Source organism: Paractinoplanes deccanensis, from assembly GCF_016862115.1.
GTDB lineage: Bacteria > Actinomycetota > Actinomycetes > Mycobacteriales > Micromonosporaceae > Actinoplanes > Actinoplanes deccanensis.
On the sequence record NZ_BOMI01000090.1, the window covers coordinates 71,201 to 91,805 of the forward strand.

Annotated in this window: 20 protein-coding genes; 9 read left to right on the forward strand and 11 right to left on the reverse strand. The window is 70.6% G+C overall.

The genetic code is table 11. From position 1 onward, the window contains the following. Positions 1–3: 3 nt before the first annotated feature. A complete protein-coding gene (locus Ade02nite_RS23615; RefSeq protein WP_203767867.1) occupies positions 4–222 on the reverse strand; it encodes a helix-turn-helix domain-containing protein in 219 nt (72 codons plus the stop codon). Between the two features lie 206 nt (positions 223–428). On the opposite strand from Ade02nite_RS23615, the gene Ade02nite_RS23620 reads away from it, so the two are divergent. From Ade02nite_RS23620 to Ade02nite_RS23640, 5 genes are read left to right on the forward strand one after another with little or no spacing between them, the layout of a single operon-like run. After that, positions 429–980, forward strand: coding sequence for a hypothetical protein (locus Ade02nite_RS23620; RefSeq protein WP_203767869.1), 552 nt, complete (start codon positions 429–431; stop codon positions 978–980). A gap of 7 nt (positions 981–987) precedes the next feature. Beyond that, positions 988–1,467, forward strand: coding sequence for a hypothetical protein (locus Ade02nite_RS23625; RefSeq protein ID WP_203767871.1), 480 nt, complete (start codon positions 988–990; stop codon positions 1,465–1,467). Positions 1,468–1,484: 17 nt separating this feature from the next. After that, the gene (locus Ade02nite_RS23630) at positions 1,485–1,922 is read left to right on the forward strand and encodes a hypothetical protein (protein ID WP_203767873.1); all 438 of its coding nucleotides are present in this window, start codon (positions 1,485–1,487) and stop codon (positions 1,920–1,922) included. Further along, positions 1,919–2,242: a hypothetical protein gene (locus tag Ade02nite_RS23635; RefSeq protein WP_203767875.1), complete on the forward strand. Its 324-nt coding sequence runs from the start codon at positions 1,919–1,921 to the stop codon at positions 2,240–2,242. The genes Ade02nite_RS23630 and Ade02nite_RS23635 overlap by 4 nt, the downstream gene beginning before the upstream one ends. 9 nt (positions 2,243–2,251) lie before the next feature. Beyond that, positions 2,252–3,178 (forward strand): ATP-binding protein, encoded by a 927-nt coding sequence (locus tag Ade02nite_RS23640; protein ID WP_203767877.1) that lies wholly within the window; start codon positions 2,252–2,254, stop codon positions 3,176–3,178. Here the strand turns inward: Ade02nite_RS23640 and Ade02nite_RS23645 are convergent. Next, a complete protein-coding gene (locus Ade02nite_RS23645) occupies positions 3,168–4,136 on the reverse strand; it encodes a LysR family transcriptional regulator (RefSeq protein ID WP_203767879.1) in 969 nt (322 codons plus the stop codon). The two genes, Ade02nite_RS23640 and Ade02nite_RS23645, sit on opposite strands and share 11 nt — an antisense overlap. A 41-nt stretch (positions 4,137–4,177) precedes the next feature. On the opposite strand from Ade02nite_RS23645, the gene Ade02nite_RS23650 reads away from it, so the two are divergent. From Ade02nite_RS23650 to Ade02nite_RS49510, 3 genes are all read left to right on the forward strand, one after another. Continuing rightward, positions 4,178–5,044, forward strand: a complete 867-nt coding sequence (locus tag Ade02nite_RS23650) for a serine hydrolase (protein WP_239168996.1) — start codon at positions 4,178–4,180, stop codon at positions 5,042–5,044. 119 nt (positions 5,045–5,163) lie between these two features. After that, a complete protein-coding gene (locus Ade02nite_RS23655) occupies positions 5,164–6,150 on the forward strand; it encodes an MBL fold metallo-hydrolase (protein ID WP_203767881.1) in 987 nt (328 codons plus the stop codon). Positions 6,151–6,187: 37 nt separating this feature from the next. Next, complete coding sequence (locus tag Ade02nite_RS49510) at positions 6,188–8,644, forward strand: NACHT domain-containing protein (protein ID WP_239168997.1); 2,457 nt, start codon at positions 6,188–6,190, stop codon at positions 8,642–8,644. A 7-nt stretch (positions 8,645–8,651) separates the two neighbouring features. On the opposite strand, the gene Ade02nite_RS23665 is transcribed toward Ade02nite_RS49510, so the two are convergent. Next, positions 8,652–10,037: an FAD-binding oxidoreductase gene (locus tag Ade02nite_RS23665; RefSeq protein ID WP_203767884.1), complete on the reverse strand. Its 1,386-nt coding sequence runs from the start codon at positions 10,035–10,037 to the stop codon at positions 8,652–8,654. Then, entirely contained in the window at positions 10,013–10,765 is a 753-nt protein-coding gene (locus Ade02nite_RS23670) for an SDR family oxidoreductase (RefSeq protein WP_203767892.1), read from the reverse strand. The genes Ade02nite_RS23665 and Ade02nite_RS23670 overlap by 25 nt, the downstream gene beginning before the upstream one ends. Before the next feature lie 38 nt (positions 10,766–10,803). Here Ade02nite_RS23670 and Ade02nite_RS23675 point away from each other — a divergent pair, with 38 nt between their 5' ends. Further along, positions 10,804–11,718 carry an AraC family transcriptional regulator gene (locus tag Ade02nite_RS23675; RefSeq protein ID WP_239168998.1) on the forward strand — a complete coding sequence of 305 codons (915 nt, stop codon included), beginning with the start codon at positions 10,804–10,806 and terminating at the stop codon, positions 11,716–11,718. Here the strand turns inward: Ade02nite_RS23675 and Ade02nite_RS23680 are convergent. The 7 genes from Ade02nite_RS23680 to Ade02nite_RS23710 form a co-directional block, all read right to left on the reverse strand. Further along, entirely contained in the window at positions 11,711–12,637 is a 927-nt protein-coding gene (locus Ade02nite_RS23680) for a carbohydrate ABC transporter permease (RefSeq protein WP_203767900.1), read from the reverse strand. The genes Ade02nite_RS23675 and Ade02nite_RS23680 overlap by 8 nt on opposite strands. A gap of 10 nt (positions 12,638–12,647) precedes the next feature. Further along, the gene (locus tag Ade02nite_RS23685; RefSeq protein WP_203767902.1) at positions 12,648–13,553 is read right to left on the reverse strand and encodes a carbohydrate ABC transporter permease; all 906 of its coding nucleotides are present in this window, start codon (positions 13,551–13,553) and stop codon (positions 12,648–12,650) included. Between the two features lie 35 nt (positions 13,554–13,588). Further along, positions 13,589–15,028, reverse strand: a complete 1,440-nt coding sequence (gene ngcE / locus Ade02nite_RS23690; RefSeq protein WP_203767917.1) for an N-acetylglucosamine/diacetylchitobiose ABC transporter substrate-binding protein — start codon at positions 15,026–15,028, stop codon at positions 13,589–13,591. Between the two features lie 27 nt (positions 15,029–15,055). Continuing rightward, positions 15,056–15,949: a carbohydrate ABC transporter permease gene (locus tag Ade02nite_RS23695; RefSeq protein ID WP_203767919.1), complete on the reverse strand. Its 894-nt coding sequence runs from the start codon at positions 15,947–15,949 to the stop codon at positions 15,056–15,058. Next, complete coding sequence (locus Ade02nite_RS23700; protein ID WP_203767921.1) at positions 15,949–16,908, reverse strand: carbohydrate ABC transporter permease; 960 nt, start codon at positions 16,906–16,908, stop codon at positions 15,949–15,951. The genes Ade02nite_RS23695 and Ade02nite_RS23700 overlap by 1 nt, the downstream gene beginning before the upstream one ends. Before the next feature lie 61 nt (positions 16,909–16,969). Then, entirely contained in the window at positions 16,970–18,283 is a 1,314-nt protein-coding gene (locus tag Ade02nite_RS23705; protein WP_203767923.1) for an extracellular solute-binding protein, read from the reverse strand. Positions 18,284–18,354: 71 nt separating this feature from the next. Then, on the reverse strand, positions 18,355–19,332 hold the full coding sequence (locus Ade02nite_RS23710; protein WP_203767924.1) for a MurR/RpiR family transcriptional regulator: 978 nt from the start codon (positions 19,330–19,332) through the stop codon (positions 18,355–18,357). Between the last annotated feature and the right edge of the window lie 1,273 nt (positions 19,333–20,605).

A 20,605-nucleotide genomic window follows, 5' to 3' on the forward strand; every position in this document is an offset into this window, starting at 1 on the left:
GCCTCATCGCGGCGCCCGCGTCTCGAGCAGTCCCAGGTGCTGCGCCCGCAGCACGGCCACCAACCGGTCGGAGGCGCGCAGCTTGCGGTAGAGGTTGCCCTGGTGCCGGTGCACGGTGCGCACCGAGATGCCGAGCCGGCGGCCGATCGCGGCGGCGGTGAGCCCGTCGGCCAGCAGGTCGAGCACGCCGGCCTCGCGGTTCGTCAGGCGCGGAATCGTCATCGCTGAGCCTTTCGTGACGTGCCGTTGGTTTGTTGCGAAGTCTCGCCTCCGCCTCGCCGCGCCGGCATGGGAGAAGTCCTTAGCCGGGCCCGCGCATTACCTCAGAAACGCGTGTGGGTAGTTCTCCGCACTGTCGCCGCCGCCCGCCGCCCCGCACTCTCGGACAGGTACCAGCCGGGCCACAGCCGAGAAGGAGGCGCGCGGCGATGAGCGGAGCGAGAGAAGAACCCGCCCTGCGAGACCTGAGAGACCAACTGGAGCAGGCCGTGCGGAGCCTCGGCGACCGCACCGTGGCGGACACCGTCACCCGCATGGCCCTGGAGGCGGCGCTGTGTGCCCTGGTGCACGGCTCCCAGGCGCTGGCCGACCCCGAGGCGATCCATCGCGCGGCGGTCTACGGGCTGGCCACCGAGCAGCTGGCACCCGCCGTACGGGCACCCGAGGCCGCCGTGTTCCGGGCGCTCCTGGAGCTGTGCGGGGAACCACCGGACGGTGTCCTGACGGCCGCCGCGCCCGCCGCCGACCCCGCCGTCGTGACGGCGCTGCGCCGCACCCTGGTGCTGCTCACCGTCGCCTACGACGTCGGGGAGAACCGCTCGGTCACCCGCCGGATGGAGATCTGGTCCGGAGCCGCACCCACCGGCGTCAACCGCAAGCGGATCCGCCAGGAGATCTCCTGGGACGAGACCCCCGCCGGCGTGCGCGCCCACCGGCTGCGCGAGGGCGCCGCCACCCAGTCCTTCCAGCTCTACCCGTGAGGTAACGATGGATCCCTTCACTCTCGTCCTGCTGGGCACGCTGCTGGTCAGCGCCGCCACCGCCGCCCTGATGTGGCCCAAGATCCTCGCCTGGGCCGAGAACAGCCTGTTCCCCTGGGTGGCGCGGAACCTGCCCGAGCTGGAGCCCGTGGTCCGCGCCGCCTTCTCGGTGCTCGACAAGGGCGTCGTGGCACTGCGCAACGCCGCGCGACAGGCGTGGCACGAGCTGCGCCGCACCCTGCTCAAGCAGGTCGCGGAGTTCGTGCGCCAGTTCGACGGCCGCTGGGTCGTCGAGGTGACCAGCTGGATCGCGAACCGGCCGGACAGGCAGCGGTCGCGGGTGACGAAGGTCGTCACCCAGCAGGAGGTGTCCTTCGAGGAGCTTCCGCCCGCCGTGCGCCAGGAGTACCTGCGAAACAACCAGAAGAACCATGCCATCGACGTGACCGATCTGCGCGACAAGGAGTTCGCGCTCGTCGAGGCCTGACCGAGAGGTGACAACCCATGAAGATCTGGCTCGTTCCGGGCGCCGGCGTCGTGCTGCTGGCCCTCGTCTGGGTGGGCGTGCGCGCGCTGCGCCGCCGGCCCGCCGCCGCCACCCGGCGGCTCGCTCAGATCGTCTGCGACGTGTTCGGCGACGACTGGGCGCGGCGGCTCGGGCTGCCGCCCGAGCAGCTGCGGGCGGCCCTGGTGCGCGGCGCCGGCCCGGCCGTCGCCCACGACCTCGGCGACCTGGTCGAAGGGGTCGAGCTCCGCTTCGACCGGTGCGGGCCCCGTGAGCCCGTCGAGACCAGCGTGACCTGCCGATACCGGGCCGATCAAGGGTCTGCCCGCGCGCAGCTGCGGATGGGGTGGGATCACCTGCCGCCCGACGTCCGGGCCCAGTTCCTGCGCGAGGGCGCGACCACGGCCGTGCGCCGGTGGGAGGTCCCGGTCCCGTGATCGAGTGGCTGGTCATCGCCGGGGTCGCCCTGCTCGCCGGCGCGGCCGTCTCGCTGACCCAGGACGTGCAGAAGTCCGTGGCGGCGTGGCTGCGGTCGCACGGCCTGGCGAGGTCGGCGCTCATGGACGCGTGGGTGGTGCTCGCCAACACCGCGAGCGGCATCCGGGGCCGGCTGCGGCTGACCACCCGGCAGTACGGGACCCAGGTCGTCGTGCTGGAACGCACGTACCGCCTCGATCAGATCGACGACCCGCAGGTGCGGGCCCTGCTGCGCGCGGGCTCGCACGCGGAGATGAACGTCCTCGACCAGAGCATCTAAGGAGAGACCATGACCGGGCCCTGGAAGCGGATCACCCCGGCCACCGCAGACGCGGTGCCGCCCCCGGCGCCGGAGGAACTCGCCCAGTTCGAGGCGCGCAAGCCGATGCGCTCGCTCGACGAGCTGATCGTGGCGGAGCCGGTACGCCACCGCCTCGACCTCGCCCTGCGGCTGATCCAGAACCACGAGACGCTCTACCACCACTGGAACCTCAAGGCGATCGACCCGTACCGGCGCGGCACGGCCGTCAACCTCTACGGCCCGCCGGGCACCGGCAAGTCGCTGGCGGCCGAGTGCCTGGCGAGCCACCTCGGCCGCCGCTTCATCGACGTCGACTACGCCGAGATCGAGTCGCGGTACGTCGGCGACACCCCGAAGAACATCGTGCGCTGCTTCGCCGCCGCCGAGCGCGACGACGCCGTCCTCATCTTCAACGAGGCCGACTCGATCCTCGGCAGCCGGCTCAGCAACGTCACCCAGAGCGGCGACCACAGCGTCAACGTCTCGCGGGCGGTGATGTTGTCGCAGCTCGACCGCTTCGCCGGCCTGGTGGTGTTCACCAGCAACTTCCCGAAGAACTACGACGTCGCCTTCGTCCGGCGCATCATCGCCCACGTGCGCATCCCGCTGCCCGACGAGCCGACCCGGGCCCGGCTCTGGGACACGCTGCTGCCGGCCGCCCTCCCGCTGGCCCCCGACGTGGACCGCGCCGCGCTGGCCGCGCACTCCGAGGGCTTCTCCGGCGGCGAGCTGGTCAACGTCGTGCTCGGCGCCGCCGGGGCGGCCGTGTCCCGGGCCGGCGACGAGCGCCGCCTCACCCAGCGGGACCTCCTCGACGAGCTGGAGAACATCCGTCGCGCCAAGAGCGAGGTGGGCAAGGACCACGAGCCCCCGGTGCTCGTCTCCTGGGAGTCCGCCGGCGACGTCAGCCGATGACCGGCTGACGGGCGAAGACGACGCTCCACGGGCGCTCCGCGTCGAGTGCGGGCACCTCCATCGGGTCGCGCGACGGCTCGCCGAGCGTCTCCGCGGCGATCCGCGCGAAGTGCTCGGCGGCTGGGTGCGGAGCCTGGGCGGACCATGCCGCGGAGACGACCCGGTGCAGTGGATGATCGACGATCGGTCGCCACGTCACGCGCGGCTCGCGGCGCACCGCGTGCTGCGCCTCGACCGTGACGCCCCGGCCGGCCAGCACGAGCCCCAGCACGAACTCCGGATCGCGCGCGTGCCGCACCCGCCCCGGCGTGAAGCCGTGCCGGCGGCAGACGTCGAGGACGTGGTCGTACCAGCCCGGCGCGGTGGCGCGCGGCGCCAGGATCAGGTCGTGGCCGGCGAGGTCGGCCAGGGTGAGGCGGTCCGCCGTGGCGAGCGGCGAGGCGCGGGGCAGCACCACGCCGAGCCGCACCCGCGCGGGCGGGCCGAACAGCAGGTCGGCGTCGTCGACCGGGTGGTGGACGAGGCCGACGTCGAGGCGGGCCTCGGCGAGCATGCGTACCTGCTCGCCGGTGGTCAGCTCGTGCAGGTCGACGTCCACGGCGGGCAGCCGGTCGGCGAGGCGCCGGAGCAGGGCCTGCAGGACCGTCGCCGGCGTGTCCGGCGGCACCCCGGCCCGCAGCGTGCCGAGCCGGCCGTCGCGCACCATCCGCATCAGGCCGCGGGCGCGTTCCTCCGCCGCCAGCAGGGCGCGCGCCTCGCCGAGCAGCAGCCGCCCCGCGGTTGTGAGGGCGATCTGGCGACGGGAACGGTCGAAGAGCTCGACGCCGAGCTCGCGCTCGAGCCGCTGGATCGCCTGGCTCAGCGGGGGCTGGGCGATGCCGAGCGCCTCGGCGGCCCGGCCGAAGTGCAGCTCCTCGGCCACCACCACGAACTGGCGAAGGCCCCGGAGAAGATCCACACCGCGACGGTACGCGAGCCGCGCACCACTACCGTGTCGGCGTGCTGACGGAGATGTTCGACCGGGTGGGCGTGGACGCGTGCCTGCACGCCGTGGATGTCGAGACCGGCCGGGACGTGGGAACGCGCCCGGACGAGCAGGTCGTGATCGCCTCGGTGTTCAAGATCCTGGTGGTGCTGGAGTTCGCCCGGCAGGCCGCGGCGGGCCAGCTCGACCCGGCCGAGCGCGTGACGGTGCGCGCCGCCGACCGGCTGGGCGGCTGGGGAACCGCCGGGTGCGCGGACGACGTGGAGCTGTCCCTGCGGGACCTCGCGTACTTCGCGATGTCGGTCAGCGACAACACCGCCGCCGATCTGCTGCTGCGCCGCGTCGGCCACGACGTGGTGCCGCTGCTCGCGGCGGAGCTGGGTCTCACCCGCACCCGGGTGGCCGGCGGCCCCCGGCAGATGCTGGAGTCGATGTTCGACGACGTGGGCGCCCGCGACGGTGCCGGCTTCGCGCGCCTGTTCGCCGCCCTGCCCGAGGAGCGGGTCCGGGAGCTGCGCGTCTTCGACCCCGAACGGACCACCTCCAGCACGCCGCGCGACATCACCCGCCTGCTGGCGCTGATCTGGCGGGACGAGGCGGGACCGCCGGCCGCCTGCGCGATGGTGCGCGACCTGATGGCACGGCAGATGTTCTGGACGCGGCTGCCGTCCGGTTTCCCGCCCGAGGTCCGGGTCGCCGGCAAGACGGGGACGCTGCCGGGCCTGCACATCGAGGCCGGGGTGGCGGAATACCCCGACGGCGGCCGGTACGCGATCGCGGTCTTCGCCCGCACCCGGCAGCTCACCGCCCGCCGCATCGACGTCGACCTGGCGATGGGCGAGGCGGCCCGGGCGGCCGTCGAACGGCTGCGGCAGATGTGATCCACACCTCTGCCCGCGCCGGTCGCGCGGGGTCTGTCCTCGATCGATATCCGCGCCGATATCGCGGCCGGGGCGGATGGTCTTGGACCGGGCGTCCCGTCCGATGGTTGCCTGCCGGCATGACACAGTCACGACTCGGCCGGCGCCGCCTGCTCGGCACCGCCGGCGCCGCCCTGGCCGCCGCGGCCACGGTTCCCTCGATCCCGTCCAGCGCCTCGGCCATCCCGTCCAGCGCCTCGGCCACGGGCCGGCGGGCCGGTGCCGTGCCGGCCACGTACCGGTGGCTGGGCACCTCGGGCTGGCGCTTCGACATCGGCGGCGAGACCGTCCTGCTCGACCCGTACCTGAGCCGCTTCGACACCGGCCTGTTCCGGGGTGCCTTCGACGCGGCCACCCCGCTCCGGGTCGACGCCGCGACGGTCGACCGGCACGTGGGCAGCCCGCGGACGATCCTGGTCACCCACACCCACTGGGACCACTTCGCCGACGTGCCGCACATCGCCCGGCGGTCGGGCGCGCGCGTGTTCGGCACCCTCACCGCGTACCACCTGGGATTGTCGCTCGGGTTGCCGGCCGCCCAGCTCAGCCCGGTCAAGGGCGGCGAGGTGCTGGACTTCGGCGGCTACACCGTCGAGGTGGTCGCGTCCCTGCACAGCCGCAACGGCTCGTACTCGATGGCGTTCCCGGGGGTGCGGGTGACGGTGCCGAGCCCGCCCGCGACCATCGCCGACCTGCCGGAGGGCGACACGCTCGCCTACCAGATCACCGTCAAGGGCGGCCCGTCGGTGTTCCTGATGGGCGCCAGCGACTTCGCCGAGCGCGAGCTCGCCGGCCTGCACCCGGACGTCGCGATGATCGCCGTGCCGTCGACGGACGTCACCCACGCCTACGTGCCCCGTCTGCTGGACGCGCTGGGCCGGCCGGCCACGGTGGTCCCGGTGCACTGGGACAACTTCGAGACGCCGTTGGCCAACCCGCCGTCGGTCACCCCGGACGACCGGGAACGGCTGGACGCCTTCCGCGCCGCCGTGCGCCGGGCGTCGCCCCGCAGCCGCGTCCTGCTGCCGGAGTATCTGACTCCGTACCAGCTGGGGCTGCCTGCCTGACGCACGGCCGCAGACCGGCTCAGCGATAATCGGGCTCATGCCGAGCCGCGGCGCGAGCCGACTGGCGCTGCTGGCGGTCGGCGTCGTCCTCGGAGGACTGGCGTTCGCCGCCGGCATCGCGCTGCTCTCCGACAAGCTCCTGGCGAACGCCGACCAGATGGCGAGCGTGGTAGGGCTGCCGGTCGCGGTCATGGGCTTGCTGCTCACCGTACGGTCGATCACCGTGGCGCGACGCGGCGCATCGGGCGACGAGACCATGGCGGTGTCCCTCACCAGGCAATTGCGCAAGGACTGGGGCAGTGAGCTGTACGCCCGCCACTTGGTCGACAGCGACCTCATCGCGACCAGGTACGAGCCGGCGGACGGAGACATCGGCGCGTCTGTCAAGGATGTGGAGACCGACCCCGCCACGAACTCCCGCACCAAGGTCACGCTGTCGGGCACCCTGACCGACCTCGGCGATCGCTTCCGCGAGCTGCCACGCGGACGCCTGGTCATCCTCGGGGAGGCCGGCACCGGCAAGAGCGTGCTGGCGATGGCGCTGACCGTCCAGTTGCTCGACCGCCGCAAGGCCGGCCAACCGGTGCCGATTCTGCTCAGCATGACCGGTTGGCCGCCGTCGCTGGACCTGCGCGGTTGGTTGACCGGGCAACTCGCCGAGAACAACCTCGGCGGCTACGCCGGCCTGCTCGACAGCGGCCTGCTCCTGCCGGTCCTCGACGGTCTCGACGAGCTGGGCCACGACGAACAGGACGCCGCGTACGAGGCGCTGTGCGAGGCCGCGGCGCAGGGCGAGAAGTTCGCCATGACGTGCCGCACTGCCGCTTACGCCGACGTGGTCCACCGCAGCGGACGGAGGATGCCCGGGGCGGCCGTGATCGGCGTCCGCCCGCTGACGGCCGACCTGGTGTCCAGCTATCTCGACGGGGACGCGTGGCGACCGGTGCGCATGGCCATCACGGCCGACCCGCCGACGCATCCGGCGGTGGCCGAGGTGCTGCGGACGCCCCTGATGGCTCATCTCGCTCGCACCGCGTACGGCGTGCCGGGCGCGGACCCCGCCGACTTGCTGGACCTCCACGAAGTCGAGGAGCTTCGCGGTTGTCTGCTCGCGGCCTACCTTCCCGCGCTTTACCACGGCTCGGGTGCCCCGCCGTCAGACCGCCTGCGCTTTCTGGCTCGCAAGGCGGGCGAGACGTTCTCCTGGTGGACCCTGCATCGCACCGTGCGGCGATGGCCCGACCGCGTCGCCGCGCTGACGTGTGGGGTGTTGACAGCAGCCTCCATTCTGCTGAGCTTCCCTTCCTTCGCCTTCGAGCCCATGGCCGTCACCGCGCCGACGGCGCTGTTCCTGGGCTTCCTTGGTCCAGCGGGAGACTCTCCTCGGCCGTTGGCCGGCTCGCTCCTTCGCATAGGGCTGGTGGTGGCGGTTCCCGTTGTGCTGATCCTCGGGACGGCAGAAGCCATCGACGGGGGATGGTCGACGGGGTTCGTAGTCTTCGTCCTGCTCAGCAGTCTTCTCGTTGCGGTCAGCTACCACCTGGGTCGAGTGCTCGCGGCGCTCGCGGCCGCCCCCTGGCCGATCGATGCGGCTCTGTGCCGCCGGACGCTGCTCGGCGTGGTCCTGTTCGGGCTCGCCTATCTGCCGATGCCGCTCTCCGGTGCCGAGATCGCCGCGTTGGTGGGGATGGCGCTGGCGGGCGCTGCGGCGGCTGCCTTCGTGCGTGTGGACGAGAGGCCCGTTCCACCGGACAGCCTGATGACTTACCTCCGCGCTCTCGTTCGATTGGGCGCTCCCGTCGCGGTCGCGGCTGCGACCGCCACCGCCATGTCCGCCATTCCGACGCGCGGGCTCGACCTGTATTTCCCCCTGTACCTCACCATGGTGGCTGTGCCGGCCGCCCTGGCCACCGGAACCCTGGCCGTTGTCGGCGCGCGGGGAGCGGCACCGCCCACCACCGTGTTGAAACCCGCATGGCGTGCGGGCATCGCCGCCGCGCTGGTGTTCGCCGTGCTGTTCCTGATCTTCACGGTCGCGGGCGTGGTCGATGGATCACCGCCCGGCGACTACATTCCGTTCGCCCTCGTCTTCTCGGCGGTGGTCGGCGGGATGGTTTTCGCCCTCGTCCTGATCGCCCGCTACGTCACGCCATCGCAGCGCGACCTCGATCGCTCCAGGCCCACGACGACACTTCGGCGGGACCGCCGCGCGGTTTTGATCATCGCGGGGACGAGCATGCCCGCACTTGTCTTTTCGCGCGGCGACGTGTTCGGCGTCGGCTGCCTGATCCTCGTCATGGTGCTGATCTCCGGTGGCACCCGCTGGCCGGCGTTCGCCGCCGCCCGGCTCCTCTTGGCCGGCGCGGATCGGAAGCTGCCCTGGCGCATCATGGCCTTCCTCGCCGACGCCCATGACCGAGGGGTCCTGCGCCGGGTCGGGGCCGCCTATCAGTTCCGGCACGAACACATCCGCCGGTACCTGCGGGACCACTGAACGAGCCTCAGCCGACGACCTTGCCCGGGTTGAAGAGGTTGAGCGGGTCGAGGGTCTGCTTCACCGCCACCTGCATGGCGAGCACCTCCGGCGCCAGCTCCTGCTGCATGCCGCCGCGCTTGAGGAGGCCCACGCCGTGCTCGCCGGTGACGGTGCCGCCCATGCCGATGGCGGCGGTGAGCATGTCCTCGAAGGCGGCCTGGGCGGCCTGGCGGGCGGCGTCGTCGCCGGCCGGGGCGAGGATCAGCGGGTGCAGGTTGCCGTCGCCGGCGTGGGCGATGGTGGCGATGGTGGCGCCGTGGCGGGCGGCGATCCGCTCGATGGCGGCCAGCATGTCGGGGACGCGGGAGCGCGGGACGCAGACGTCCTCGGTCAGCACCGGGCTCAGGCGCTCCAGGGCGGGATAGGCGAGGCGGCGGGCCGCGAACAGGGCCTCGGCCTCGATCTCGTCGGTGGACTGCTCGGCCCACATCGCGCCGGCGTCGCGGAAGACGGCGGCCACCGCGGCGGCTTCCTCGTCGCCGGCCAGGCCGGGGCTGTCGAGCTGGGCGAGCAGCAGCGCCGCGGCGTCCGCCGAGAGGCCCAGGTGCTTCCACTCCTCGACCGCGCGCAGGCAGGTGCGATCGAGCAGCTCCAGGGCGGCGGGCAGCAGCCCGGCCCGGGTCAGGGCGGCCACCGCGGCGCCGGCGGCGACCACGCTGTCGAAGGCGCCGACCACCGTGCGCGGGGCCTCGCGGCGGGCGGGGCGCAGCCGCAGGGTGATCTCGGTGATCACGCCGAAGGTGCCCTCGGAGCCGGTGAACAGGCCGGCCAGGTCGTAGCCGCTGACCCCCTTGGTGGTACGCCGGCCGAGCCGCACCACGGTGCCGTAGGCGCCCGCCGGTCCGCCCACCACGGCTTCGAGGCCGAGCACGTAGTCGCGGGTCACGCCGTACTTGAGGCAGCACAGGCCGCCGGCGTTCGTGGCGACGTTGCCGCCGATCGTGGACCACGGCGCGCTGGCCGGGTCGGGCGGGTACCAGAGGCCGTGCGCGGCGACGGCCTTCTTCAGATCGTCGTTGACCACGCCGGGCTGGACGGTGGCGGTCATGTTCTCGGTGTCGATCTCGACGATCCGGTTCATCTTCGCCAGGTCGATGATCATGGCGCCGTCGACCGCGTTGGCGCCGCCGCTCAGGCCGGTGCCGGCGCCGCGGGGCACGATCGGGATGCCTCGCTCCGCGCAGGCCGCCACGACCCGCCGTACGTCATCGGTGGTCCTCGGGCGCACCGCGGCGACCGGCTTGCCGTAGGGCGCCCACTCGGCGTCGTCGTGGGCGAGGCTCGCCAGCACATCGGGGTCGTCGACCAGGTCGAGGCCGTCGAGCGTCAGCAACTCCGTGGTCGTCGGCATGCCAGCGACCTTACGCTCGCCTCCCACAACTCGCCCCGCCTGCCGTCGCGCACCCGCGCCGGCACCTCGATCGGCGCCCCCGACGGCCCGTAGAACCCCGAGTCCGGCCGAGGACCGATCGCCAGGTGTACGGGGACCCGCGCGGCCGTCGCGGGCGGCGCGCCCACCCGTTGCTGGAGGGCGTGCAGCGCGCGCCGGAGCACCGGCGGCACCCCGGGCGCGTCGCGGAAAACCCGGGTCGCCACCAGGCCCGGATCGACGCAGGCGACCGCCAGCTCGGGATGGCGCGCGGCGAGCTCCACCGCGAACAGGTCGTTGGCGAACTGCGTACGCCCGGCGATGCGCAGGCCCCGGCGGCGGTTCCCCAGGGCGAGCGTGTCGCGGTAGCGGCCCGCGTTCGCCACCAGCACCACGCGGCCGCCCTCGGGCAGCAGCGGCAGGAGCCGGTCGACCAGCAGGAACCGGGACAGATAGTTCAGCACGAAGGCCCGTTCGAGCCCCTCCGCGGTCTCCTCGGCGCGCAGCGTGAAGACTCCGGCGCAGCAGACGATCGCGTCGAGCCGGTCGTGCGCGGCGGCCACCTCGCCGGCCGCCCGCTCGGTCTCCTCGAGCAGCGACAGGTCGGCCCGGATCCGCCCGTGCCGCCCGATCGTCACCGCGCGCTCCCCCAGCTGCGCGGCCACCGCGCCGCCGATTCCCGTCGAACCCGTCACCAGTACTTTTGTCATGCCTCGACGCTAGGAACGGCGGGGGCGACAATCCATGTGTGCCCGTCCCGGAGACCACATCGGACGTCCTGGCCGCGGTCCTGAGCGAGGTCCGCTTCACCAGCGCGGCCTACCGCTGGATCGAGATGCGCGGCCCGTTCCGGCTGGTCTTCGACCGGCCGGGCCTGCGCGGCGTCCACCTGATCAGCGCGGGCGGCTGCGATCTGCTGCTGGACGGCGAGGTGACCCCGCTCGCGGCCGGCGACACGGTGATCCTGCCGAGGGGCGATTTCCACGAGCTGCGGTACGGGCACGCGGGCGCGACGTCGGGTTTCGAGCTCGCGGCGCGCAGCGAGGGTGCCGGGCTGCGCGGCGGCGACTCCGGCCACCAGGTGACGGCCACGATCGTGTGCGGGGCGTTCGTCGCCGGCGACCCGGAGCATCCGGCGCTGCGCGGGCTCCCCCGGCTGCTGCTGATCCCCGCCGCGCAGAGCAGATGGCTGGAGCCGTACGTCGAGGCGCTGCGCCAGGAGGCGTTCGACCCGGGCCCGGGCAGCAACGTGGTGATGGCGCGGCTCTCCGACGCGCTGATCGCGCGGGCGCTGCGCCGGCACGGCGAGGTGACCGGCCAACCGGGGTGGCTGGCGGGGCTGCGCGACCCGCACCTGGCGGCGGTGCTCGGCGCGCTGCACGGCGACGTGGCCCGGCCGTGGACGGTGGCGTCGCTGGCGGCGACGGCCGGGTTGTCGCGGACGGCGTTCGCCGCCCGCTTCCCGGCCGTCGTGGGTGAGCCGCCCATGCGCTATCTCCAGGCGCTGCGCCTGCACCGGGCGCGGCTCCTGCTGCGCGACGAGCGGCTCACCGTCGCGGCGGCGGCGAGGCGCGTCGGCTACACCTCGGAGTTCGCGTTCGCGGCCGCGTTCCGGCGCGCGTACGGCGTACCCCCTGGGACGTGGCGGCGCGCCGCTACTTGACGGCGCCGGCCGTGAGGCCGGCCTGGATCTGCCGCTGGAAGATCGCGTAGACGACGATCATCGGCAGGATGGAGAGGGTCAGCGCGGCGAAGAGCGTCGACCACTCGGCGTGGTAGCCGGCGGACGTGCTGATGTTGGCGATGCCCTGGGTGAGCAGGTATTTCGACTCGGCGCCGGGGCCGGTCATGATGACCACCGGCAACAGGTACTGGTTCCACTGGCCGACGATGTTGAAGATCGTGATGCTGACCAGGCCGGACTTCGCCATCGGCATCATGATCTGGAAGAACTTGCGGGTGTGCGAGGCGCCGTCGACCGTGGCCGCCTCCTCGATCTCGTACGGCAGGGTCTTGAAGAACGCCGCGAGGAAGAAGACGGTGAACGGCAGCGAGTAGGCGATGTAGACCAGGACCAGGCCGGTGTACGTGCCGAGCAGGCCCATGTTCTTGAGGATGTAGAACAGCGGCGCCAGCGCCATGAAGGTCGGGAACGCGAGGCCCGAGACGAACAGGTAGTAGATGAACCTGTTGCCGAAGAACTTGTAGCGGGCCAGCACGTAGGCGGCCATCGAGCCGAACAGCATCGTGCCGGCCGTGCTGATCAGCACCACGATGACGCTGTTGAGGAAGTAGCGCCCGATGTGCGCCTCGCCCCACGCGTCGAAGTAGGTGTCCAGCGAGAAGTGCTCCGGCAGCGCGAACGGCTTGCCGAGGAAGATCTCGGTGTTGCTCTTGAACGAGGCGAGCAGCACCCAGATCAGCGGGCCGGCGGTGACCAGCGCCCACGCGAACAGGGCGATGTGCGCCAGCCCGGTGAACGCCTTGACCTCGCGCTTCGCTTCGGGTTTGCGGCCCGCGCTCTTCGTCTCCTTGACGACGGGCAGGGCTTCGGTGCCGGGAGAACTCGTCAGATTCGTCATCTCGTCCGCCTCAGGCTTCGACGGAGTCGCGGCGGGTGACCCTCAGGGTCAGCGCGGCGAAGGTCAGGGTCAGGAAGAAGAGGACCACGCCCAGCGCGGAGGCGTAGCCGGCCTGCGAGAACTCGAAGGCGTTCCGGTAGATCATCAGGCTCAGCACCGAGGACGCGCCGTTCGGGCCGCCGCGGTCCACGGTCATGATGTTGACCAGGGCGAAGGCGTCGAACGCGGCGATGCCCAGGTAGACCCAGGCGACCTGCACGGTGTTCCACAGCAGCGGGATCGTGATCCGGAAGAACAGGGTGATGCGGGTGGCGCCGTCGAGCGCCGCGGCCTCGTAGATCTCGGCGGGGATGGAGCCCATGCCGGCCGAGAAGAGCACGACGTAGAAGCCGACCGCCTGCCAGATCAGCACGATCAGGATGCAGAGCATCGCGTAGCGCTCGTCGGCCAGGAACAGCCAGGGTTTCCAGGACTCGGGGAACAGGCCGTTGAGCATGCCGCTCTTGTCCGGGCCGAAGACCCGGCCGAAGATCACCGCGACGATGGCCAGGGCCAGCAGCTGCGGGAAGAAGAAGATGACCCGGTAGACCTTGGAGCCCCACACGCCGCGGGTGGTGCCGCCCCGGTGCCCGCCGCCGACGTTCAGCAGGAAAGCGAAGACCATCGCCAGGATGATCGTGACGATCGGCAGCAGGACGAGCAGGAAGATGTTGTGCCGGATCGACTTCCAGAACAGCTCGTCGTGCCACAGCTTCGTGAAGTTGTCGAAGCCGACGTACTCGATCGGGCCGAGTCCCGACCAGCTGCTCAGCGACAGCTGGAAGGTCTGGAGGTACGCCGCCACCACAAAGGTGCAGTAGAGCGCCACCGGCACGATAAGGAAGCCGATGATGAAGGGATACTTACCGCGTCGCATGGCGCTCTACCGTCCTACTTGGTGCCGTACAAAGATCAGCTGCGGGTGAACTTGGTGATGGAGGAGTCGGCGGCAACCGCCTGGGACGCCTTCTCCATCCGGTCGCAGAACTTCTGCGCGTCTCCGCCCTTGAACATCAGGTCGTTGACGGCGCCGCGCGACTCGTCGTCGAGCTTCTTGTACCAGGTGTCGAACAGGTAGCCCATGAAGATGTCCTTGCCGGCCTTGGTGACCGCCTCGTTGGCGCTGGTCAGGCCGGGCGAGATGGTGACACCGTCGGAGGCGCCCGCCACCACCGTAAGCGACTTGGTGAGCTTGGTGAAGCCCAGCGCCGCCTCCTTGGAGAGCATGGTGCGCAGGTACTCCTTGCCGCCCTGCGGGTTCTTGCCCTTGGCCGCCGCGAAGTAGATCTCGCCGGCCGCGGCGTTGATCGCGGTCGCCGGGAGCTTGTCCGAGGCGGTCACGCTCGGGTACGCGGCGATCGCGTACTCGAAGCCGGGCGGGGTGTCCTTGGCCTGCTCGTTCTCGAGCCAGGAGCCGCAGGGGTAGAACGCGACCTTGTCCTGGTTCTGCTGGAGCTGGACCTCGGTGTGCTTGAGGCCGAGGAAGGTCTTGTTGATGTACTTGTTGCCGATCTCGCCCCAGGCCTGCGCGGCCTGCTTGATCGCGTCGGCCTGCCAGGCGCCCGGCTTGAGGTTGTCGATGTCCTTGAGGACCTGCTCGGTGCCGATCTTGCCGGCGCTGGTGAGCAGGGCGCGGACCATGTAGTACGAGGCGTTGGCGCCCGCGTAGCCGAACGGCGTGATGCCGGCGGCCTTGATCTTGTCGCAGAGCGCGGTGAAGTCGGCCCAGGTGGTCGGGATCGTCCAGTTGTTCTTGGCGAACAGGGCCTTGTTGTACCAGAGGCCGAAGACCGTGTACGAGTAGTTCACCGCGTACGGCTTGCCGTTGTAGGTGCCCTGCTCGATCGCGCCGGGCACCAGCGTCTCGGCCACCGTCTTGCCGGCGATGTCGAGCGACGGCGCGGCGAACAGGTCGGTGAGCTCGGCGGCCTGGCCGGCCTTCACGATCGCGCCGAAGTCCATCAGGTTCGAGCCCGAGTTGTTGATCATGTCCGGCGGGTTGCCGGCGTTGATCCGGGGCTGGATGACCGTCGAGATCTGCTCGGTCGCCGAGTACGTGATCTTGGCGTCCGGCCACTTCTTGTTGAACAGCGGCGTGTCCACGTCGGTGGCGTACGCCGTACCGAGACCGCCGTTGAAGATCACGATCTCCACGCCGGCCTTGGGGTCGATGCCCAGCGGGTTGTCCGCCGACTTGGTGCCGGTGGCCTGCTCCTGGTCGCTGTCGTCGGAGCCGCTGCCGACGCAGGCGCTCAGCATGCCGACCGCGGGGGTGGCGAGCAGGCCGACCGCGGCGGCACGACGCAGAAGCGTACGGCGGTCCACCGCGGGCTGGGTGAATATCTCGGTCACAACATCTCCTCAGGTTGTGTTAGTGCTTCAGCCCTTGACCGCGCCGGCCGTGAGACCGGTGGCGATATTGCGCTGGATGATCAGGAAGAAGATCACCACCGGGATCGAGGTGATGATCGCACCGGCCATGAGGGGGCCCCAGGCGGTACCGCGGGTCGTCTGGTTCTGCAGCAGCCAGGCCATCAGGTTCTGCTTGTCCGGGCTGTTCAGCGTGTTGATGATGATGAATTCGTTCCAGGCCTGGATGAACCCGTAGACGCTGGTGGCCACCAGGCCGGGGCCGGTCAGCGGGAGGATGATGCGCCAGAAGACCTGGGCACGGCTGCAGCCGTCGATGAGGGCGGCCTCGTCGAGCTCTCGCGGGATGCCCGAGATGAAGCCGCGAAGTGTCCACACGGTGTACGGCAAAATCAGCACAAGGTAGGTGATGCTCACACCGATCAGGCTGTTGGTCAACTTGGCCTGCTGGAGCATCAGGAAGAGCGGGATCAGCAGCGAGATGAACGGGATCAGCTGCACGACGAGAACGACCAGGATGATCGCCTTGCGGCCGTAGAACTTGAACCGCGCGATCGACAGCGCCGCCAGGAAGCCCACCACCAGCGCGCCGGCCACCGCGAGCAGCGTGACGATCACGCCGTTGAGCATGTTCTCGAGGAACAGCGGCGCCCTGAACGCCGACACGAAGTTGTCGAAGGTGGGGTCCTTCGGCAGCAGCGTCGGCGTCAGCGACAGCACCTCGTTGGCCGGCTTGAACGCGGTGTTGAGCACCCAGTACACCGGGAACAGCATGAAGACCGAGAAGAGGATGCCGGCGGTGTTGGCGGCGATCGTCCCGGCGCGGCTCCGGCCTACGGTCAGTACGCCGTCGTCCGTGCTTTTCGCCCTTTTTCTCCGCACTGCAGGCGCGACGGCAACCATCACTCCACCTCGCCGATCTTGAACATCTGCCGGATATAGAAGACCATCACGCCGAGCATGAGGATCACGGTGATCACCGCGATCGCCGAGCCCAGGCTGTAGCGCGACTGCCCGAACGCCTGCGTGTACGAGTAGGTCGTCAACGTCTGGAAGGACGGCTCGGGGTGACCGTCGCGCAGCACCCACGCCTGCGTGAAGAGCCCGAAGTTCCAGATCACCGAGAGCGTGGTGACGATAGTGACGAGCGGTTTCAAGATCGGGAGAATGATGTTGCGCAGCGATTGCCAGGGCGTCGCGCCGTCCATGGTCGCCGCCTCGAGCAGCTCCTTGGGCACCTGCGTCAGGCCCGCGTTCAGCGTGATCGCCAGGAACGGGATGCCGGCCCAGACCACCAGCGTGGTGATCACCGCCCAGCCCTGCCAGGGGTTCACGAACCAGCTGTGGTTCGCGTAGTCCACGCCGGGGATCTTGTCGAGCAGGTAGTTGACGACGCCGAAGTCGGAGTCGGTCATCCACCGGAAGATCTGCGCCGCGACCAGCTGCGGCAACGCCCAGACGAACATCATCGCGACGACCATGAAGAGCCGTACGCCGCGCGTGACCCGGCGCATCAGGAGCGCGATGGCCAGGCCGAGCAGGACCGAGATCAGCACCGAGACGATCGTGAAGGCGACGGTCCGGCCGGTGACGGCCCAGAACACGCCGTCGGAGAGCACCCGGGTGTAGTTGTCGAAGCCCACCCAGGGAGGCGTACGCCCGGAGAAGAGCTCGCGCAGCCGCATGTTCTGGAAGGAGAGGATCACCATCCGGATCAGCGGGTAGCCCAGCAGGCCGGCGAGCAGCACCAGGGCGGGGATCGCGAGCAGCCACGGGGTCTTGTCGCTCTTGCGCTTCTTCGCCGTGGGCCGCGCGGGCGGCGGTGCGGCGTGACGAGTCGCCGGCCGTTCGACGACGGACATCAGCTGTTCCCTTTCACTCCGGGCCGCGCCGCCCCCTCCCGGGAGCGGCGCGGCGGGAACGTCAGCTCTCGTTGAGCGTCGCGTTGATCTGGTCGTCGGCCCACTTGGCGCCGTCGGCCACCGACTTCTTGCCGGTCAGGATGTCGGTGAGCATGGTCTGCAGCACCGCGCCCTTCTCGACGTCGGCCCACTTCTCGGCGTTCGGGGTGAACCAGCTGCTCTTCGCGGCGAGCGCGGAGGGCGCGATGGTCGGGTTCTCGGTCGCGGCCTTGTCCAGCAGCGCGGTGGAGTTCGGCAGCGCGTTCGCCTTGATCAGGCCGGCCATCGACTGGCTGTCGGTGAAGGCCTTGACCCACTGGGCCGCCAGCTCCTTGTTCTGGCTCTTCTCGGTCACGCCGAGGTTGGAGCCACCCAGGAACGACGGGACGTCGGGCATCGGCGCGGCGGCCAGCTTGCCCTTGACCTTGGTCGGGACCATGGTCGAGTTCGGGTCGTTCGGGTCCTTCTTGACCTCCTCGGCCGAACCCTGCTCCCACGCGTTGCCGTAGAACATGCCGGCCGTGCCCTGCGCGAAGATGCCGGCCTGCTCGTTCTCGTTCTTGGTCGGGTCGGCCTTCGAGTACTTCTTGACCATGTCGACCCAGCGCTGCAGGCCCTCGATCGACTGCGGCTGCGAGAGCTGGCCGACCCACTTGTCGCCGTCCTGCTTGGCGATGTCGCCGCCGGTCGACTTCACCCAGCTCATCGCCGCGTACCAGTACTGGCCGGGCATGTAGACGGCGCCGAACTTCGGGTCCGACTTCTTCAGCGTCTGCAGCTTGTCGGCGTCGGCAAGGAACTCGTCGTACGTCTTGGGAGCCGCCGCGATGCCGGCCTCCTTGAACAGGTCGGTGCGGTAGATCAGCACCCGGGCGCCGGCGTAGTAGGGCACGCAGTACGTCTGGCCCTCGAAGTCGCAGGCACCCTTGAGGCCCGCCAGCCACGAGCCTGAGTTCTCGTAGTCGGCCGGGTTGATCGCCGCGAAGGCGCCGCTGAAGACGTACTTCGGGAACTCGGTGTTGCCGAGCTCGACCACGTCCGGCACGTCGGCGCCGGCCAGGGTGGCGTCCAGCTTGGTGAGGTGGTTCGCCCACTGCTGGTACTCGACGGTGACCTGGGCGCCGGTCGCCTCGGTGAAGCGCTTGCTCGCGTCGTCGACGACGTTCTTCCACGCCGTCTGCGCGTCGACCATCAGCCAGACCTTGAGGGTCTTACCGGTGCCGTCGACCTTGCCGGATGCGGAGGTAGTGGGGGCATCTTCGTCGTTGGAGCCGCAGGCAGCGGCACCGAGCAGCGTCGCAGCGATTGCCGCGGCGGCCGCGATCTTGCGCTTCACGCTTCCTCCAGTGGGGAGTGTTTTATTTGTCAGGGTCTGTTCGCTGGTGCACCGCCGGTGACCGGCGGAGATCATGTAGGGCTGCCGTCCTTGGCCGCCTTGTGGCCGTGCACGGCCTGGGCGGTGCGCTGAAAGGCGGCGTGCGAGCGCTCGTGGGTGCGCTGCGCGACGGCGACGTAGAGCAGATCGAGAACGACGAGTTGCGGGTGCCGGGCGCTGAGCGCGTCCGGCCGGAAGGTGGTCGCCTGGGTGGCGGTGAGCAGCACGATGTCGGCCAGCTCGGCCAGCGGCGAGCGCGGGAAGCTGGTGAGGGCGATGGTGGTGGCCCCCCGGCTGCTCGCCTCGGCGAGCAGCTCGATCGTCTCGCCGGTCTCGCCGCTGTGCGAGATGCCGAGCGCGACGTCGCCGGGCCGGGAGAGGGCGGCGCTGGCCAGTCCGTTGTGGACGTCGGTCCAGGCCCACGCGGCCACCCCGATGCGGTGCAGGCTGAACTGCATCTCCTCGCCGACCAGCGCGCTGCCGCTGGCGCCGAAGATGTTGACCCGCGGAGCCGCGGCGATCGCGACGGCGGCCCGCTCGACCTCGGCCAGATCGAGCAGCGCGGCGGTGTCGTGCATGGCCTGGGTGTCGGCGGCCATGATCTGGCCGAGCACGCGCTCGAGCGGGTCGCTGGGCTGGATCTCGCGCCCGATGTCGACGGTCCAGCCGGCGGAGCGGGCCCGCCCGGTCTCGGCGGCGATCCCCAGCCTCAGGTCGGCGTAGCCGTCGAAGCCGAGCGCGCGGCAGAACCGCGTGACGGTCGCGGGTGACGTGCCGCTGCGCTCGGCAAGCTCGACGATCGTGGCGCGCGAGGCCGCCGCCGGGTCGGTGAGCACCTGCTCGGCCACGCGCCGCAGAGCCCCCGTGAACTCCGGGAGCAACGACCGCACGCGCACCAGCACCGACACCTGGTTGGTGACGCTTTCGACCGCGGGGACGGCCGGCTCGCCACGAACCAGGGAGTCGACGACCGCGGTCGACGCGGTGCCGTCCATCTCCGGCTCGCCCATTGGCCATCCCTTCAGGAAGGACTGTTTACTGTCGCGGTAAAAGTTCTTACTGAAGGCCCCTCCATGTCAAGGCCGTGGGTGAAGTTTTCAAACCGTTACCTGACCTGCGCCGATGAACGCGTGTTACGGCCACACCACTTGACAGCCATCAATCCGGAAATGTTCTTTACGGCGTGACCGCCATCACGTGTCCGGATTTGCAGGGTTTTGTCGTGGCCCTCTTGGCCTTCGGAGGCTGCCCGATCGGGCCAGGGGTGGTGGCCCGTTCGTGCTAGATCTTGGTGGCTCCGAAACGAGGTTTTTACCGCCGTAACAAGATCAAAAGAATTATCACGTGCTGTTACGGCACCCTCGCGGCCGTCGCGGCGCCTGCACCATGCCGGTTTGCGGTGGCCGTGCCCCGCTCATGGCCGCTGGCATCCGCCGCCATCGGGGCCCTCGCTATCCACCGGTCGTCCCGCCGCCTCTACCGAGGCGGCCTCCCCCCGCCGCGCCGCCACCGCCCTCCCGCCACGCCCCGCCCCGGGTCGCGCAAGCCGCCCTCGCCACCGCCTCGGATCCCCCTGCCAGGATGGGCGGCCCACCGCGACGGCGTTCAAGCTGGTCGTCGACCACTGTCACCGCAGCGGATCGGTGCGGGGCCTCCCGGCCGACACCGGCGCCCTCCATCACCACCACGGCCCGCCCGTTTAGTGCGGCCCACCCCTTTCGCCACCTTTCCCCATTCGCGACCACTTCTTGCGAACCGGCCGAAGCCGGCCTCCGCCGCAATGCCCGAGACGCGCAAGATCGCCACCGCGGCGATCCCATCGAGAATGGCATGATCTAAAACTGACATCCGCCACCCGGGTTACGGGACAATTGCTTATGCGACAGTTACAGCTCTTCACACGAGCAGAATTGGCCACGATGAGGGACCGCACCAGGTCCCCCAGATATTCGGCCGAGCGTGAAGAATTCCGTCGCGACCACGAACGCCGCCGTTATTGGGGCCTGAAGAGCCGCCACGCCGAAAAGATGCGCCGCGAACACGGCTCCGTGGCTGCCGCCAAGGCTTACTGCCGCACACGCTGCGAGGAACTCCGAGCAACGCGCTCGACCGCATCTCCCGAGGCGGCTCCGGCCACAATTCCCACTCGAGACGCGACGTCGGCACGAGGCACGACGTCGGCACGAGGCATTGCTTCGGCTCCGGCTCCGGCTCCGGCTCCGGCTCCGGCTCCGGCTCCGGCTCCGGCTCCGGCTCCGGCTCCGGCTCCGGCTCCGGCTCCGG

Bases quoted from the DNA above. Each gene is read 5' to 3' on its own strand.
- Ade02nite_RS23615 (WP_203767867.1), bottom strand. From the start codon at position 222: ATGACGATTCCGCGCCTGACGAACCGCGAGGCCGGCGTGCTCGACCTG.
- Ade02nite_RS23620 (WP_203767869.1), top strand. From the start codon at position 429: ATGAGCGGAGCGAGAGAAGAACCCGCCCTGCGAGACCTGAGAGACCAA.
- Ade02nite_RS23625 (WP_203767871.1), top strand. From the start codon at position 988: ATGGATCCCTTCACTCTCGTCCTGCTGGGCACGCTGCTGGTCAGCGCC.
- Ade02nite_RS23630 (WP_203767873.1), top strand. From the start codon at position 1,485: ATGAAGATCTGGCTCGTTCCGGGCGCCGGCGTCGTGCTGCTGGCCCTC.
- Ade02nite_RS23640 (WP_203767877.1), top strand. From the start codon at position 2,252: ATGACCGGGCCCTGGAAGCGGATCACCCCGGCCACCGCAGACGCGGTG.
- Ade02nite_RS23655 (WP_203767881.1), top strand. From the start codon at position 5,164: ATGACACAGTCACGACTCGGCCGGCGCCGCCTGCTCGGCACCGCCGGC.
- Ade02nite_RS49510 (WP_239168997.1), top strand. From the start codon at position 6,188: ATGCCGAGCCGCGGCGCGAGCCGACTGGCGCTGCTGGCGGTCGGCGTC.
- Ade02nite_RS23665 (WP_203767884.1), bottom strand. From the start codon at position 10,037: ATGCCGACGACCACGGAGTTGCTGACGCTCGACGGCCTCGACCTGGTC.
- Ade02nite_RS23670 (WP_203767892.1), bottom strand. From the start codon at position 10,765: ATGACAAAAGTACTGGTGACGGGTTCGACGGGAATCGGCGGCGCGGTG.
- Ade02nite_RS23680 (WP_203767900.1), bottom strand. From the start codon at position 12,637: ATGACGAATCTGACGAGTTCTCCCGGCACCGAAGCCCTGCCCGTCGTC.
- Ade02nite_RS23685 (WP_203767902.1), bottom strand. From the start codon at position 13,553: ATGCGACGCGGTAAGTATCCCTTCATCATCGGCTTCCTTATCGTGCCG.
- Ade02nite_RS23695 (WP_203767919.1), bottom strand. From the start codon at position 15,949: ATGGTTGCCGTCGCGCCTGCAGTGCGGAGAAAAAGGGCGAAAAGCACG.
- Ade02nite_RS23700 (WP_203767921.1), bottom strand. From the start codon at position 16,908: ATGTCCGTCGTCGAACGGCCGGCGACTCGTCACGCCGCACCGCCGCCC.
- Ade02nite_RS23710 (WP_203767924.1), bottom strand. From the start codon at position 19,332: ATGGGCGAGCCGGAGATGGACGGCACCGCGTCGACCGCGGTCGTCGAC.